The organism is Blastococcus sp. SYSU D00868 (assembly GCF_054050575.1).
The window spans coordinates 1-13,720 of the sequence record NZ_JBJGZO010000012.1; the positions used below are offsets into that span (position 1 = coordinate 1).

Consider the following 13,720-nt stretch of genomic DNA (forward strand, 5'->3'; position numbering starts at 1 on the left):
GCTGGGTGACGGAGACCGTCACCCAGCGACTCCGATGGCGTCAGTCCTCGCCGGGGGCCGCCGGGAGCTTCTCCTTGATCAGGTTCATGACCGAGGAGTCCGTCAGCGTCGTGACGTCGCCGAGCTCGCGGTTCTCCGCCACGTCGCGCAGCAGACGGCGCATGATCTTGCCCGAGCGGGTCTTCGGCAGCTCCTGCACGACCATGATCTGCCGCGGCTTGGCGATCGGGCCGATGTCGCGGCCCACGTGGTTGCGCAGGGTCTGCACCAGGTCGTCCCCGGAGTCGCTGCCGCTCTCCCGGAGGATCACGAACGCCACGATGCCCTGGCCGGTGGTCGGGTCGCTGGCGCCCACCACCGCGGCCTCGGCTACGGCCGGGTGCCCGACCAGCGAGGACTCGACCTCCGTGGTGGAGATGCGGTGCCCGGAGACGTTCATGACGTCGTCGACCCGGCCGAGCAGCCAGATGTCGCCGTCGGGGTCCTTCTTCGCGCCGTCCCCGGCGAAGTAGACCTCCTTGCCGAACCGCGACCAGTAGGTGTCGACGTAGCGCTGGTCGTCGCCCCAGATGGTGCGCAGCATCGACGGCCACGGCGCGGTGAGCACCAGCAGGCCGGTGGAGTCGTCGCCGAGCTCGTTGCCCTCGTCGTCGACGACCTTGGCGCTGATGCCGGGGAACGGCGTCTGCGCCGAGCCGGGCTTGAGGTCGGTGACCCCCGGCAGCGGGGTGATCATGTGCGCGCCGGTCTCGGTCTGCCACCAGGTGTCGACGATGGGGCAGCGGCCGCCGCCGATGTGCTCGTGGTACCAGAGCCAGGCCTCGGGGTTGATCGGCTCGCCGACCGAGCCGAGCAGCCGCAGCGAGGTGAGGTCGAAGCCGGCGGGGATGTCCTCGCCCCACTTCATGAACGTCCGGATGACCGTGGGCGCGGTGTAGAGGATCGAGACCCGGTACTTCTCGATCAGCTCGAACCAGCGGCCGCGGTGCGGGGTCTCCGGCGTCCCCTCGTACATCACGCTGGTGGCGCGGTTGGCCAGCGGCCCGTAGACGATGTAGCTGTGGCCGGTCACCCAGCCGACGTCGGCCGCCGTCCAGTAGACGTCGGTGTCGGGCTTGAGGTCGAACGTCGCCCAGTGCGTGTAGGCGACCTGGGTGAGGTAGCCGCCGGAGGTGTGCAGGATGCCCTTCGGCTTCGCCGTCGTCCCCGACGTGTACATGATGTAGAGCGGGTGCTCGGCGTCGAACGCCTCGGCCGTGTGCTCCTCGGACTGCCGGTCGACGACGTCGTGCCACCACAGGTCGCGGCCCTCGGTCCACTCGACGTCGGACTCGGTGCGGCGGACGACGAGCACGTTGCGCACGCCGGGGCTGCGGCCGACGGCGTCGTCCACGGCGGGCTTGAGCGCGCTGGGCGCGCCGCGGCGGTAGCCGCCGTCGGCGGTGATCACGAGGACGGCGCCGGCGTCGTCGAGCCGGCTGGCGAGGGCGTCGGCGGAGAACCCGCCGAACACGACCATGTGGACGGCGCCGATCCGGGCGCAGGCGAGCATCGCGACGATCGTCTCGGGGATCATCGGCATGTAGATGGCGACCCGGTCGCCGGCGTTCACGCCCAGCTCGACCAGCGCGTTCGCGGCCTTGCAGACCTCGCGGGTCAGCTCGGCGTAGGTGATCGTGCGGGTGTCGCCCGGCTCGCCCTCCCAGTGGTAGGCGACCTGGTCGCCGTGGCCGGCCTCGACGTGCCGGTCGAGGCAGTTGTAGGCGACGTTGAGCTTCCCGCCGACGAACCACTTGGCGAAGGGCGGGTCGCTCCAGTCGAGCACCTCGTCCCACTCCTGGGTCCAGGTCAGCCGCCGTGCCTGGGTGGCCCAGAACGCCAGCCGGTCGCGCTCGGCCTCGGCGTAGACGTCCGGCCCCACGTTGGCCTGCTCGGCCAGCTGCCCGGGCACCGGGAAGCGGCGGCCCTCCACCCCGGTCGACTCGGTCATCGAACCCTCCCTCGGATCGGCGCACGTGCTCCGGAGCACACCGTATGGCCCGGCGCGGCCCGCGGCGACGCTGCTGCGGCGGCCCCGGTCAGACTGGGCCGGTGACGGACGGCGGGCAGGCGGCGGTGGCGGCGCGGGTGCCGGGTGCCGGCGGGCTCGGGCTGGTCGCGCCGCCGATGGGCGCGGTCGTGCCGGGCCCGGTCCTCGCCGACCCCGCGGAGACGGCGGTCCGGGTCGAGGAGCTGGGCCGCCGGTACCGCAGCGCCGACCGCCGGGTGCTCGCGACGGTGTGGTGGTACTCGCTGTCCGCCGTCCTCGTGACCCCGCCGCTGGCCGGCCTGGTCACCGGCGTCCCGCTGTCGGCGCGGCTGCCGGACCTGTCGGTGACGCTGCTGGCCGGCGGCACCCCGGTGGCGGCCGAGTCCGCCGGTCCCGGCGGCGACGTCGCGGCGGACCTGCGGGAGACCCTGGCGGCGGTGGTCGGCGCGGTGTCGGAGGCCGGGGGCGTGCGGCCGGCGCCGCTGTGGGCGATCGCCACCGACTCGATCGCCAACCGGCTGCTGGCCCTGGGCCGGGCGCTGGGGGACGTCGGCGCCGTCACCGCGCTGGCCGGGCCGCTGGCGGCGGCGGTCGGCGCCCCGCTGCCCGCGCCCCGCTACGTCGACGTCGGCCCGCGGGCGGTGCGCTTCACCCGGCGGGCCTCCTGCTGTCTGCTGTACCGGCTGCCCGGCGAGGCGACCTGCACCTCGTGCCCCCGCCGGACGCCGTTCGAGCGTGAGGTCCTGCTGGAGGACGCCGCCGAGCGCATCGCCTGAGCGGAGTCGCCCGAGCGCGGAGATCGCGCTCGGGCGACTCCGGTCAGCGGAGGAAGAGCATCGAGTCGCCGTACTCGTGCCACAGGTAGCGCTCGGCGACCGCGGCCGCGTAGGCCCGCTCCACCAGCGCCGGCCCGGCGACCGCCTCGAGCAGCCGCAGGTGCGAGGCCTCGGGCGCGTGCAGCCCGGTGACCAGGCCGGTCACCGCGCGGGCCGGCCGGTCGGGGCCGAGCACGAGGTCGGTCCAGCCGGCCGCGGGGCGGACGACGCCGTCCTCCCCGGCGGCCGTCTCCAGCGCCCGGGTGACGGTGGTGCCGACCGCGACCACCCGCCCGCCGCCCGCGCGGGTGGCGGTGACCAGCCGCGCGGTGACCTCCGGGACGGCGAAGCGCTCCGGCGCCGGCGGTTCGTGCAGCTCCGGGCTGGACACCCCGGCGTGCAGCACCACCGGCACGACCGGCACGCCGCGGGCCATCAGCCGCACCAGCAGCCGGTCGGTGAACGGCCGCCCGGCGCTGGCGTTCTCCGCGCTGCCGGGCTCGGTCGCGTACACGTTCTGCGCGTCGGCGAGGCGCACCGGCCCGCGCAGGTAGCCGTAGGTGATCGGCCGGCCGTGCGCGGCGAGCACCGCGCGGGCCGCGGCCGGCGGCTCCGGCCGGGCCCGCCACAGCCGGGAGCCGCGGCCGGGGTGCGGGTGCCCGGCCAGCAGCCGCAGCGCCCCGCCGCCGGGCAGCTCCACCGTGCTGCCGGGCTCGGCGCCCAGGTCGGGCCCGTCGTTGCCCGGCCGGCGCAGCTCGACCACCCAGTCGCCGTCGTCGAGGGTGGTCGAGACGTGCAGCGGCACGGTCGTCCCGTCGCGGCGGCGGACGTCGAGCCGGGCGGGCAGCGTCGCCGAGGTGTTGACCACCAGCAGGTCGCCCGGCGCGAGCAGGTCGGGCAGGTCGCGGAAGACGGCGTGCGTGATGCCGCCGGGCCGCACCGCCATGAGCCGGACGCCGTCGCGGGCCAGGCCCCGGCGCTCCGGCGGCGCGGTCGCCTCGCCGCCGGGCGGCAGCGCGAACGTCGTCGTCACCGGGCCACCGCCAGCAGGTCCGCGGCGCGGTACCGGCCGCTGGGCGGCTCGCCGTCGACCAGCCGCAGCAGCGCCGGCACGACGGTCTCCGGCGCGGGCAGGCCGGAGAGGACCTCCCCACCTCCCGCCACTCCCGAGCTCGCGGCGGGTCCCTGCGGGGAGGCCGTGGCGGTGGCGGCGCGGTGCATGTCGGTGGCCATGTCGCCGGGGTCGACCGCGTACACCCGCAGGTCCGGCTCCTCGGCGGCCAGGACGGCGGTGAGCAGGTCCAGGGCCGCCTTGCTCGCGCCGTAGCCGCCCCAGCCGGGGTAGGCCTCCACGGCGGCGTCGCTGCTGACGTCGAGCACCCGGCCGCCGGCGGCGCGCAGCGCGGGCAGCACCGCCTGCACCAGGGCCAGGGGGGCCACCGCGTTGACCTCCAGCACCCGCCGCAGGGCGTCGGGCGGCAGGTCGGCCAGGCGGGGGAGCGGGGCCGGGCCGAGGTCGCTGGCGTTGTTGACCAGGACGTCGAGCCGGCCGGGGACGGCGGCGGCCAGCGCGGCGCGGTGCGCGGGGTCGGCGACGTCCCCGGCGACGGCGGTGACGCGCTCGGGGTGCGGCAGGGCGGCGACGGCGGCGGCGAGCCGGCCGGCGTCCCGGCCGTCGACGACGAGGTGCCAGCCGCGGGCGCTCAGGGCGGCGGCGAGGGCGCGGCCGAGGCCGCGCGAGGCGCCGGTGACGAGGGCGGTGCGGATCTCCATGCCGCGTACCGTCTTGCCTCAAGTGGACTCGAGGTCAAGAGGATGCCGCCGTGGATCTCATGACGATCGGGGAGGTCGCCGCCCGCTCGGGCGTCGCGGTCTCGGCGCTGCGCTACTACGAGGCCGAGGGGCTGGTCAGCTGCGAGCGGACGCCGGGCGGGGCCCGCCGCTTCCCCCGCTCGGTGCTGCGCCGGCTGGCGTTCATCCGCGCCGCGCAGAACGTGGGGCTGTCGCTCCCGGAGATCCGCGAGGCGCTGGCCACGCTGCCGGAGGGCCGGACGCCGACCGCCCGCGACTGGGCCCGGCTGTCGCAGACCTGGCGGGGCCGCCTCGACGAGCAGATCGCCGCGCTGACCCAGCTGCGCGACGGCCTGACCGCGTGCATCGGCTGCGGCTGCCTGTCGCTGTCCCGGTGCGCGCTGTCCAACCCCGGCGACGCCGCGGCCGCCTACGGCACGGGCGCCCGCTGGCTCTCCCCGGCGCTGCGCCGGGTGCCGCCCACGTCGAACGCCGGGGGCGCGGCCGGCCGCGCCGGGTAGGAGGATCGGCGGATCGAGGGGGAGGAGGCGCCATGACCGTGATGCCCGCTGCCTTCATCGGCCACGGCAACCCGATGAACGCCCTGGAGAGCAACCGGTACACCGAGGCCTGGCGGACGCTCGGCCGCTCGGTCCCCCGCCCGCGGGCGGTGCTGGTGGTCTCCGCGCACTGGTACGTGCACGCCACGGCGGTCACCGCGATGCCGCGGCCGCGCACGATCCACGACTTCTTCGGCTTCCCGCCCGCGCTGTTCGACGTGGAGTACCCCGCCCCGGGCCTGCCGGAGCTGTTCGAGCAGGTCGCCGACGTCGTGAAGCCCACCTGGGTGGGGGCTGACCTGGACAGCTGGGGCATCGACCACGGCGCCTGGTCGGTGCTGCGGCACGTGTTCCCCGACGCCGACGTGCCCGTCGCCCAGCTGTCGATCAACGCGCTGAAGCCCGCGGACTACCACCTGCAGCTCGGCGCCGCCCTGGCGCCGCTGCGGGAGGACGGCGTGCTGGTGGTCGGCAGCGGCAACGTGGTGCACAACCTCGGCGGCGTCAGCCGCGCCCTGCCCGACGCCGGCTTCGACTGGGCGCGGCGCTTCGACGAGGCGGTCCGCGAGGTGATGACCACCGACCCGTCGTCGCTGGGCCGGCTGGACGGGCACCCCGACTTCGACCTCGCCGTCCCGACGCCGGACCACTTCCTGCCGCTGCTCTACCTGGCCGGCATGGCCGGGGCGACCGGGACGACGGCGGAGGTTCTGGTCGACGGCTACGCGTACGGGTCGCTGTCGATGACGTCGTACACCGTCGGCGTCGACGTGCCCGACGGCGGCGGGAGCGGGTTCGCCGCGCCGCTGCCGGAGGACCCGCCCGCCGACGGCGCGAACATCTAGCCGGCGCCGAGCGCGACGACCTCGCCCACGACCCACACCGCGGGCGGGCGGATGCCCTCGTCGGCGATCGTGCGGGCCAGGCCGGCCAGGGTGGTGCGCACGACCCGCTCGGCGGGGGTCGAGCCGTCGGCGACCACGGCGACCGGGGTGTCGGGGGAGCGGCCGTGCTCGACGAGGGCGGCGGCGATCTCCGGCGCGGTGTCCACGCCCATCAGGACGACGAGCGTGCCGCGCAGCCGGCCCAGCGCCGCCCAGTCGACCAGCGAGGCCGGGTGCCCGGGCGGCACGTGCCCGGAGACGACGACGAACTCGTGGGTGAGCCCGCGGTGGGTGACCGGGATGCCGGCCAGCGCCGGGACCCCGATCGCCGAGGTCACGCCGGGCACCACCTCCACCGGCACGCCGGCGGCGACGCAGGCCTCGACCTCCTCCATGCCGCGGCCGAAGACGAACGGGTCGCCGCCCTTGAGCCGCACCACCTTCTTGCCGGCCAGCGCCCGGTCCACCAGCAGGGCGTTGATCTGCTCCTGCGCCATCGACCGGCCGCGGGGCAGCTTGGCGGCGTCGATGACCTCGACGTCGGGCGGCAGCGACGCCAGCAGCGACTGCGGGGCGAGGTGGTCGGCGACGACGACGTCGGCCTGGGCGACCGCGTACTGCCCGCGCACGGTGATCAGCTCCGGGTCGCCGGGGCCGCCGCCGACGAGCACCACGGTGCCCGCGCGGCCGCCGGCGGGCGCGCGGCCCTCGGTGTCGCGGATGCTCCCGTCGGCCAGCCCGGCGAGGACGGCGTCCCGGACGCCGACGGCCCGCTGCGGGTCGCCGCCGCCGTGCACGCCGACGACGAGGTCGCCGTGCCGGCCGACGGCCGGGGTCCACACGCTGGAGGCCGCCCGGTCGTCGGCGCGGGCGCAGAAGATCCGCGCCGCCTCCGCCTCCGCGGCCACCGCCGCGTTGACCTCGCGGTCGTCGGTGGCCGCGACCGCGTACCAGGCGCCGGCGAGGTCGCCGGGCTCGTAGCGGCGGGGCAGCCAGGTGACCGCGCCGGGGGCGACCAGCGCCTCCAGCGCCGGGGTCACCTCCGGGCTGACCAGGACGACGTCGGCGCGGGCCTCCAGCAGGCCGGCCACCCGGCGGTGGGCGACCTGGCCGCCGCCGACCACGACGACGCGGCGGCCGAGCAGGCGCAGGCCGATCGGGTAGACGACGCCGGTGGCCGGGGCTGCGTCGTCGGCACCCTCCCAATCCCCAGGCATCAGTTCTTCTCGGTCACGCCGGCGGAGTCGAAGGTGGCCACGTCGCGCAGCGCCCGCGCCGCGGAGGCCACCAGCGGCAGGGCCAGCAGCGCGCCGGTGCCCTCGCCCAGCCGCAGGTCCAGGCCCAGCAGCGGCCGCAGGCCCAGCGCCCGCAGCGCCACCGCGTGGCCCGGCTCGGCGGAGCTGTGCCCGGCCAGCGCGAACTCCGGCGCGGTCGGGCACAGGGCGGCCGCGACCAGGGCGGCCGAGCCGGCGATGACGCCGTCCAGCAGCACCGGCACCCGTGCGGCGGCGGCGCCGAGCACGAAGCCGGCGATCGCCGCGTGCTCCAGCCCGCCCACCTCGGCGAGCGCGGCCAGGGCCTGCTCCGGGGTCGCCGGGCGGGGAACCCGGGCGGCGGCGCGCTCGACGACGGCGACCTTGCGGGCCAGCGTCGGGTCGTCGACGCCGGTGCCGCGGCCGGTCGCAGTGGCGGCCGGCGCGCCGGTGAACGCGCAGACCAGCGCGGCGGACGCGGTGGTGTTGGCGATGCCCATGTCGCCGCTGACCAGGCAGCCGTGCCCGGCGGCGAGCGACGTGGCGACCTCGATCCCGGCCTCGACGGCGCGGCGCGCCTCGTCGAGGGTCATCGCGGGGCCGACGGCGAGGTCGGCGGTGCCGGGGCGCACCTTGCGGTCCACGAGCCCCTCGGCGGGGTCCAGCGATGCGGCCACCCCGACGTCCACGACGACGACGTCGGCGCCCAGCTGCGCGGCGAACGCGTTCACCACGGCCCCGCCGGCGAGGAAGTTGGCGACCATCTGCGCGGTCACCTCCTGCGGCCACGGGGTGACGCCCTGGGCGTGCACGCCGTGGTCGGCGGCGAAGACGGCCACCGCGGCCGGCGCGGGCAGCGGCGCGGGGCAGGCGCCGGCGATCCCGGCGAGCTGGGCGGCGACGTCCTCCAGCACGCCGAGCGAGCCCGGCGGCTTGGTCATGCGGTCCAGCCGCTCGCGGGCGGCGCGCTCGGCCGCGGCGTCGCGCGGCGCGATCGCCGCCAGCGTCTCGCCCAGCAGCGTGCCGGGGAACGGGGTCGGGTCGGTGCTCAGCGGATCTCCTCCGGGACAGGGGGTGCGGTCCGCGACGTCGGGGACGGAGCACCCAGGATCTCAGCGAGGTCGGCGGCGAACGCACGGGAGGTCCCCGGGTCCCGCACGGCGACCCGCAGGTGGTCGGCGCCCAGGCCGGGGAAGGTGTCGCCGCGGCGCACCGCCCAGCCCCGCGCGCGCAGCGCTGCGCGGACCCGCGCGCCGTCCGGCACGCGGAGCAGCACGAACGACGAGCGGGGCTCGCCGACCACCGTCACCCCGGCGGGCAGGGCGGCCAGCAGGGCGGCGCGGTGCTCGGCCAGCTCGGCCGCGGCGGCGGCGGCCTCGGCGCGGGCGGCGGGGGTGCTGCACGCGCTCAGCGCGGCCAGCGCGGGGCCCGAGACCGGCCAGTGCGGCTGCGCGGCGGCCAGCGCGGCCACCAGCTCGGCCGGGCCCAGCGCGTAGCCGACCCGCAGCCCGGCCAGCCCCCACGTCTTGGTCAGGCTGCGGACGACGAGCAGCCCCGGCAGGTCGCGGCGGCCGGCCAGCGACCCGGTCTCCCCGGGCACGGTGTCGGCGAACGCCTCGTCCACCAGCAGCACCCTGCCGGGGCGGGCGAGCGCGGCGACGTCGGCGGCCGGGTGCAGCACCGACGTCGGGTTGGTCGGGTTGCCGAGCACCACCAGGTCGGCGTCGGCCGGGACGGCGGCCGGGTCCAGCCGGTGTCCCGGCGGGGCGAGCAGCAGCCGCTCGACCGGGTGCCCGGCCGCGCGCAGCGCCGCCTCCGGCTCGGTGAACGACGGGTGGACGACGACCGCGCGCCGCGGCCGCAGCGCCCGCGCGACCAGCACGAACACCTCGGCGGCGCCCGCGGCGAGGAGCACCTCGGCGGCCTCGCGGCCGTGCGCGGCGGCCACCGCGGCCCGGGCCGGGCCGGCGTCGGGGTAGGCGGCGGCGTCGTCCAGCGCGCGGTGCAGCACGTCGCGCAGCCACGGCGGCGGGGTGCCGGCGCGGACGTTGACGGCGAGGTCGACCAGGCCCGGCGCGAGCTCGGCGTCCCCGTGGTGGTGGAGGTCGGTCACGGCGAGGCCACCGCCACCGTGACCCGGCCGAGCACCGTGCGGCCGACCAGCAGCGTGCCGCCGTCCAGCAGCGCCGCGGCCTCGGCCACCGAGGGCGAGCCGACCGCGGCGGCGACCCGCGCGGACACGGTCGGCACCGGCACCCGGGCCAGCTCGGCCGCCGGGTGGCCGGTCAGCGGCCAGCCGCGGGCGGCGGCGGCCGCGACGATCCCCGGCTCGGCCGCCCGGGCGTCCAGCGTGGCCAGCCGCACGCCGGTGGCGCCGTCCGGCAGCACGGCGTCGACCGCGGCCAGCACCTCCTCCGCGGTCACGCCGGGGCGCGCGCCGATGCCGACCCTCACGTCGTCACCCCCGGCCGGTCGGGGAGGGCGGCCAGCAGCTCGGCGGCGTCGCGGGGGAGGGCGCCCTCGGGGAGCAGGCCCAGCTCGCGCAGCCGGGCGCCGACGGTCAGCGCCCACGGGCGGTCGAGGCGGGCGCGGGCCAGCAGGTCGTCGTCGCCCAGCACGTCGGCGGGCGACCCCTGCACCACCCGCCGGTCGACGACGACGGCGACCTCGTCGGCCCAGCGCAGCGCCAGGTCCACGTCGTGGGTGCTCATCACGACCGTCGTCCCGGTGGCCTGCAGCCGGGCCAGCGCGGCGAGCGCCTCGGCGACCGCGGACGGGTCCAGGCCCGCGGTCGGCTCGTCGAGCAGCAGCACGCACGGGCGCATGGCGACCGCGCCGGCGATGGCCACCCGCTTGCGCTCGCCGTAGGACAGCTGGTGGGTGGGGCGGGCGGCCAGGCCGTCGACGGCGAGCAGCGCGAGCGCCTCGGCGACCCGCGCGCGGACGGCGTCCTCGTCGAGACCCAGGTTGAGCGGGCCGAACGAGACGTCCTGCGCGACCGAGGCGCTGAACAGCTGGTCGTCGGGGTCCTGCAGGACCAGCTGCACCTCCTGCCGGTGGGCCCGCAGCCCGCGACGGGTGTGCTGCAGCCGGGCGCCGTCCAGCAGCACCGCGCCGGCGGTCGGCTCGAGCGCGCCGGACAGGCAGCGCAGCAGCGTGGTCTTGCCCGAGCCGTTGGCACCCAGCAGCGCCAGCCGGCGACCGGCGGGGACGGTGAGCGAGGCGCCGTCGAGCACGCGGCGGCCGCGCTCGTAGCCGGCGACGAGCCGGTCGGCGGCCAGCGACCGGTGGCTCACGCGACCGCCAGGCTGGTCGCGACGATGCCGGCCAGGCCGAGCACCGAGCAGGCCAGGAACACCCGGGACGACGGCAGCACCTCGGGCAGCACGCGCAGCCCGGTCTCCAGGCCGCGGCCGGCCAGGCCCTCCTGCATCCGGCGGGCGCGGTCCCAGGAGCGGGCGAGCACGGCGGCGGCCAGCGCGCCGGAGGAGCGGTAGGAGCGGCGCCAGGAGGAGTAGCCCATCCGGGCCGTCTGCGCCTCGCGGATGGTGGACAGGCTCTCCAGCAGCACGAACAGCAGCCGGTAGGTCACCGACGCCACCTCCACCACGGCCGCCGGCACCCGCAGCCGGCGCAGCGCGGGCAGCAGGTCGGCCATCGGCGTCGTGGTGGCCAGCAACAGCACCGCGGCGCCGCCGGCCAGCGCGTGCCCGACGAGCGACCCGGCGCGGGAGGCGGCGTCGGGCGCCCAGCCGAGGCCGCCGTCCAGCGACACGACTGTGGTGAGCGTGCCGACCGCGACGAACGCCAGCGGCCAGCGCACCGCCCGCCCGAACGTGCGAACGGGCACCCGGGCGGGGCCGAGCGCCAGGGCGACGGCGACCGCGGCGACCAGCACGCTGCCCGGCCAGGCCGGCAGCACCAGCGCGCAGACGACGAGGCCGACGCACAGCAGCAGCTTGTCGCCGGGGGAGCGGCGCCGCCACGCGCTGGCCCAGGCGGCGTCGTCGACGGCGAGCCCGGTCATGCCTTCTCGGTGGCTTCCTGGGTCGACGCCGCCCGGCGGCCGCGCAGCCGCCCCACCACGTAGCCGAGCACGCCGCCGCCGATCGCCGCCTGCAGCGCGAACAGCCCCGACTCGACCTCGCCGGAGGGGGAGAACACCGACTCGTACCAGGGCGTGTAGCCGGTCTCCTCGATCACCTCGGTGGCCCGGCCGTCGGCGCCCGCGTAGTCCGAGGCGCCGCCGTCCAGCAGGAGCGGGACGGCGAACAGGGCGACGACCGCGAGCACCAGCGCGACGGTGACCAGCGTCCGGCGGCTCATCGGATCCCCTCCTGGGTCGCGGCGGCGGCCGGCGGCAGCAGGCCCAGCCGCTCGAGCTCGGGCCGGGCGTTGGTGATGAGCACCCGGAACAGCAGCACGCCGAGCAGGCCCTCGCCGATGGCCAGCGGGATCTGGGTGAACGCGAAGACGCCGAGGAACTTGGCCACCGACCCGGCCAGGCCGCTGCCGGCGTCGGGGTGGGCCAGCGCCAGCTGCAGCGCGGTGGTGACGTAGGTGGCCAGGTCGGCGACGACCATCGCGACGAACACGCCGGGCAGCAGGCCGCCGCCCAGCGAGCGGGTCAGCCGGTAGGCGCCGTAGCCGGCCCACGGCCCGACCACGGCCATGGAGAAGGCGTTGGCGCCCAGCGTGGTCAGCCCCCCGTGGGCCAGCAGCAGCGCCTGGAACAGCAGCACCACCGTGCCGAGCAGCGCCATCACCGGGGGCCGGAACAGCACCGCGCCGGCCCCGGTGCCGGTCGGGTGGCTCGAGCTGCCCGTCACCGAGGGCAGCTTGATCGCGCTCAGCACGAAGGTGAACGCGCCGGCCGCGCCGAGCAGCAGGGTGTTCTCCGGGCGCTCGCGCACCTCCTTGACCACGGCTCGGGCGCCGTGCACGACGAACGGGGCGGCGACCGCGGTCCACCCGACCGCGTGCAGCGGCGGCAGGAACCCCTCAGCGATGTGCATGGTGCTCCGTCCGGTCGGCGCGGGCGGCCGCGCAGGAGGCGACGAACCGGCCGGCGAGCTGCGGGCTGCCGGCCCAGTGCAGGTGCAGGTAGGAGGCGTGCACGGAGCCGGCGGCGAAGCCCTCGGCGGTCGCGCCGGCCGGGCCGGACCACCGCCAGGCGGGTGCCGCGCCGGCGCCGGGCGTCGCCGTCGTCCGGTGGAACTCGTGGCCGCGCACCCGGGTGCCGGCGGCGGCGAGCACCGAGTCGGCCGGGGCGACGGCGGCCCGGTAGCCGAGGGTCAGCCGCGGCGACATCGCCGTCGCGACGTCCAGGACGCCGCACATCGGGTGGCCGTCCAGCTCGCGGGCCAGGTAGAGCAGGCCGGCGCACTCGGCGGCGATCGGGCCGCCGCGGGCGGCGAGCGCGGCGACGTCGGCGCGCAGGGCGGCGTTGGCCGACAGCTCGGCGGCGTAGACCTCCGGGAACCCGCCGCCCACGACGAGCCCGGCGGTGCCCGCGGGCAGCGCCTCGTCGCGCAGCGGGTCGACGGTCACCACCTCCGCGCCGGCCGCGGCCAGCAGTTCGGCGTTCTCGGCGTAGCCGAACGTGAAGGCCGGCCCGCCCGCCACCGCGATGCGCGGCCGGCCGGGGACGGCCTCGACCTCGGCGGCCGGGTCCCACGGGGCGGCGTCCAGGTCCGGGGTCGCGCGGGCCAGCGCGAGGACGGCGTCCAGGTCCACCCCGGCCGCGACGACCTCGCCGAGCCGGCGCACGGTGTCCAGCGCCTCGGCGGACCGCTCGGCGGCGGGCACCAGGCCGAGGTGCCGGGACGGCGTGCCGACGGCGTCGGTGCGGGGGACCGCGCCCAGCACCGGCACCCCGGAGGCGTCCAGGGCCTCGCGCAGGATCGCCTCGTGCCGGGGGCTGCCGACCCGGTTGAGCACCACGCCGCCCAGCCGCACGGTCGGGTCGAAGGTGGCGAAGCCGTGCACCAGCGCGGCCACGCTCTGCGCCTGCGCGCTCGCGTCGACCACGAGGACCACCGGCGCCCGGAGCAGCCGGGCGACGTGCGCGGTCGAGCCGAAACCGGGCTCGACATACGGGTGGCTGGCGCCGTCGAACAGGCCCATGACGCCCTCGACGACGGCGACGTCGGCGCCGCGGGCGCCGTGCAGGAACAGCGGCGCGATCCGCTCCTCTCCGGCCAGCCAGGGGTCGAGGTTGCGGCCGGGGCGCCCGGCGGCCAGGCCCGCGTAGCCGGGGTCGATGTAGTCGGGGCCGACCTTGTGCGGGCTGACGGTCAGCCCGCGGGCGGTGAGCGCGGCGACGAGGCCGGTGGTGACCGAGGTCTTGCCCGCGCCGCTGGTGGGGGCCGCGACCACGACCCGTGCC

General features: G+C 77.7%; 15 protein-coding genes. 3 read left to right on the forward strand and 12 right to left on the reverse strand.

Annotation, left to right across the window (positions count from 1 at the left end; translation table 11 throughout):
• Nucleotides 1–40 precede the first annotated feature (40 nt).
• Complete coding sequence (acs, locus tag ACI79F_RS12235) at nt 41–1,990, reverse strand: acetate--CoA ligase (RefSeq protein ID WP_456543202.1); 1,950 nt, start codon at nt 1,988–1,990, stop codon at nt 41–43.
• 101 nt (nt 1,991–2,091) lie between these two features.
• Here acs and ACI79F_RS12240 point away from each other — a divergent pair, with 101 nt between their 5' ends.
• On the forward strand, nt 2,092–2,805 hold the full coding sequence (locus ACI79F_RS12240; protein ID WP_456543201.1) for a (2Fe-2S)-binding protein: 714 nt from the start codon (nt 2,092–2,094) through the stop codon (nt 2,803–2,805).
• A gap of 43 nt (nt 2,806–2,848) precedes the next feature.
• Here the strand turns inward: ACI79F_RS12240 and ACI79F_RS12245 are convergent, their stop codons facing one another.
• Nucleotides 2,849–3,877 carry an S-adenosylmethionine:tRNA ribosyltransferase-isomerase gene (locus ACI79F_RS12245; protein ID WP_456543200.1) on the reverse strand — a complete coding sequence of 343 codons (1,029 nt, stop codon included), beginning with the start codon at nt 3,875–3,877 and terminating at the stop codon, nt 2,849–2,851.
• Nucleotides 3,874–4,617, reverse strand: coding sequence for an SDR family NAD(P)-dependent oxidoreductase (locus ACI79F_RS12250; RefSeq protein WP_456543199.1), 744 nt, complete (start codon nt 4,615–4,617; stop codon nt 3,874–3,876). Before ACI79F_RS12250 ends, ACI79F_RS12245 begins: the two co-directional genes overlap by 4 nt.
• Before the next feature lie 59 nt (nt 4,618–4,676).
• On the opposite strand from ACI79F_RS12250, the gene soxR reads away from it, so the two are divergent.
• Together soxR and ygiD are read left to right on the forward strand one after the other, a co-directional pair.
• On the forward strand, nt 4,677–5,156 hold the full coding sequence (gene soxR / locus ACI79F_RS12255; RefSeq protein ID WP_456543336.1) for a redox-sensitive transcriptional activator SoxR: 480 nt from the start codon (nt 4,677–4,679) through the stop codon (nt 5,154–5,156).
• A 32-nt stretch (nt 5,157–5,188) separates the two neighbouring features.
• Complete coding sequence (gene ygiD / locus ACI79F_RS12260) at nt 5,189–6,040, forward strand: 4,5-DOPA-extradiol-dioxygenase (RefSeq protein WP_456543198.1); 852 nt, start codon at nt 5,189–5,191, stop codon at nt 6,038–6,040.
• Here the strand turns inward: ygiD and cobA are convergent.
• From cobA to ACI79F_RS12305, 9 genes are read right to left on the reverse strand one after another with little or no spacing between them, the layout of a single operon-like run.
• Nucleotides 6,037–7,296: a uroporphyrinogen-III C-methyltransferase gene (gene cobA, locus ACI79F_RS12265; RefSeq protein WP_456543197.1), complete on the reverse strand. Its 1,260-nt coding sequence runs from the start codon at nt 7,294–7,296 to the stop codon at nt 6,037–6,039. The two genes, ygiD and cobA, sit on opposite strands and share 4 nt — an antisense overlap.
• The gene (gene cobT / locus ACI79F_RS12270) at nt 7,296–8,384 is read right to left on the reverse strand and encodes a nicotinate-nucleotide--dimethylbenzimidazole phosphoribosyltransferase (protein ID WP_456578911.1); all 1,089 of its coding nucleotides are present in this window, start codon (nt 8,382–8,384) and stop codon (nt 7,296–7,298) included. The genes cobA and cobT overlap by 1 nt, the downstream gene beginning before the upstream one ends.
• Nucleotides 8,381–9,445 (reverse strand): Rv2231c family pyridoxal phosphate-dependent protein CobC, encoded by a 1,065-nt coding sequence (cobC, locus tag ACI79F_RS12275; protein ID WP_456543196.1) that lies wholly within the window; start codon nt 9,443–9,445, stop codon nt 8,381–8,383. Before cobC ends, cobT begins: the two co-directional genes overlap by 4 nt.
• Nucleotides 9,442–9,786 carry a cobalamin biosynthesis protein gene (locus tag ACI79F_RS12280; protein WP_456543195.1) on the reverse strand — a complete coding sequence of 115 codons (345 nt, stop codon included), beginning with the start codon at nt 9,784–9,786 and terminating at the stop codon, nt 9,442–9,444. Before ACI79F_RS12280 ends, cobC begins: the two co-directional genes overlap by 4 nt.
• On the reverse strand, nt 9,783–10,628 hold the full coding sequence (locus ACI79F_RS12285; RefSeq protein WP_456543194.1) for an energy-coupling factor ABC transporter ATP-binding protein: 846 nt from the start codon (nt 10,626–10,628) through the stop codon (nt 9,783–9,785). The genes ACI79F_RS12280 and ACI79F_RS12285 overlap by 4 nt, the downstream gene beginning before the upstream one ends.
• Nucleotides 10,625–11,359 carry a cobalt ECF transporter T component CbiQ gene (gene cbiQ, locus ACI79F_RS12290; protein WP_456543193.1) on the reverse strand — a complete coding sequence of 245 codons (735 nt, stop codon included), beginning with the start codon at nt 11,357–11,359 and terminating at the stop codon, nt 10,625–10,627. The genes ACI79F_RS12285 and cbiQ overlap by 4 nt, the downstream gene beginning before the upstream one ends.
• Nucleotides 11,356–11,658: an energy-coupling factor ABC transporter substrate-binding protein gene (locus ACI79F_RS12295; protein WP_456543192.1), complete on the reverse strand. Its 303-nt coding sequence runs from the start codon at nt 11,656–11,658 to the stop codon at nt 11,356–11,358. Before ACI79F_RS12295 ends, cbiQ begins: the two co-directional genes overlap by 4 nt.
• The gene (locus ACI79F_RS12300) at nt 11,655–12,347 is read right to left on the reverse strand and encodes an energy-coupling factor ABC transporter permease (RefSeq protein ID WP_456543191.1); all 693 of its coding nucleotides are present in this window, start codon (nt 12,345–12,347) and stop codon (nt 11,655–11,657) included. Before ACI79F_RS12300 ends, ACI79F_RS12295 begins: the two co-directional genes overlap by 4 nt.
• Nucleotides 12,334–13,710, reverse strand: coding sequence for a cobyrinate a,c-diamide synthase (locus ACI79F_RS12305; RefSeq protein ID WP_456543190.1), 1,377 nt, complete (start codon nt 13,708–13,710; stop codon nt 12,334–12,336). Before ACI79F_RS12305 ends, ACI79F_RS12300 begins: the two co-directional genes overlap by 14 nt.
• Nucleotides 13,711–13,720: the final 10 nt, after the last annotated feature.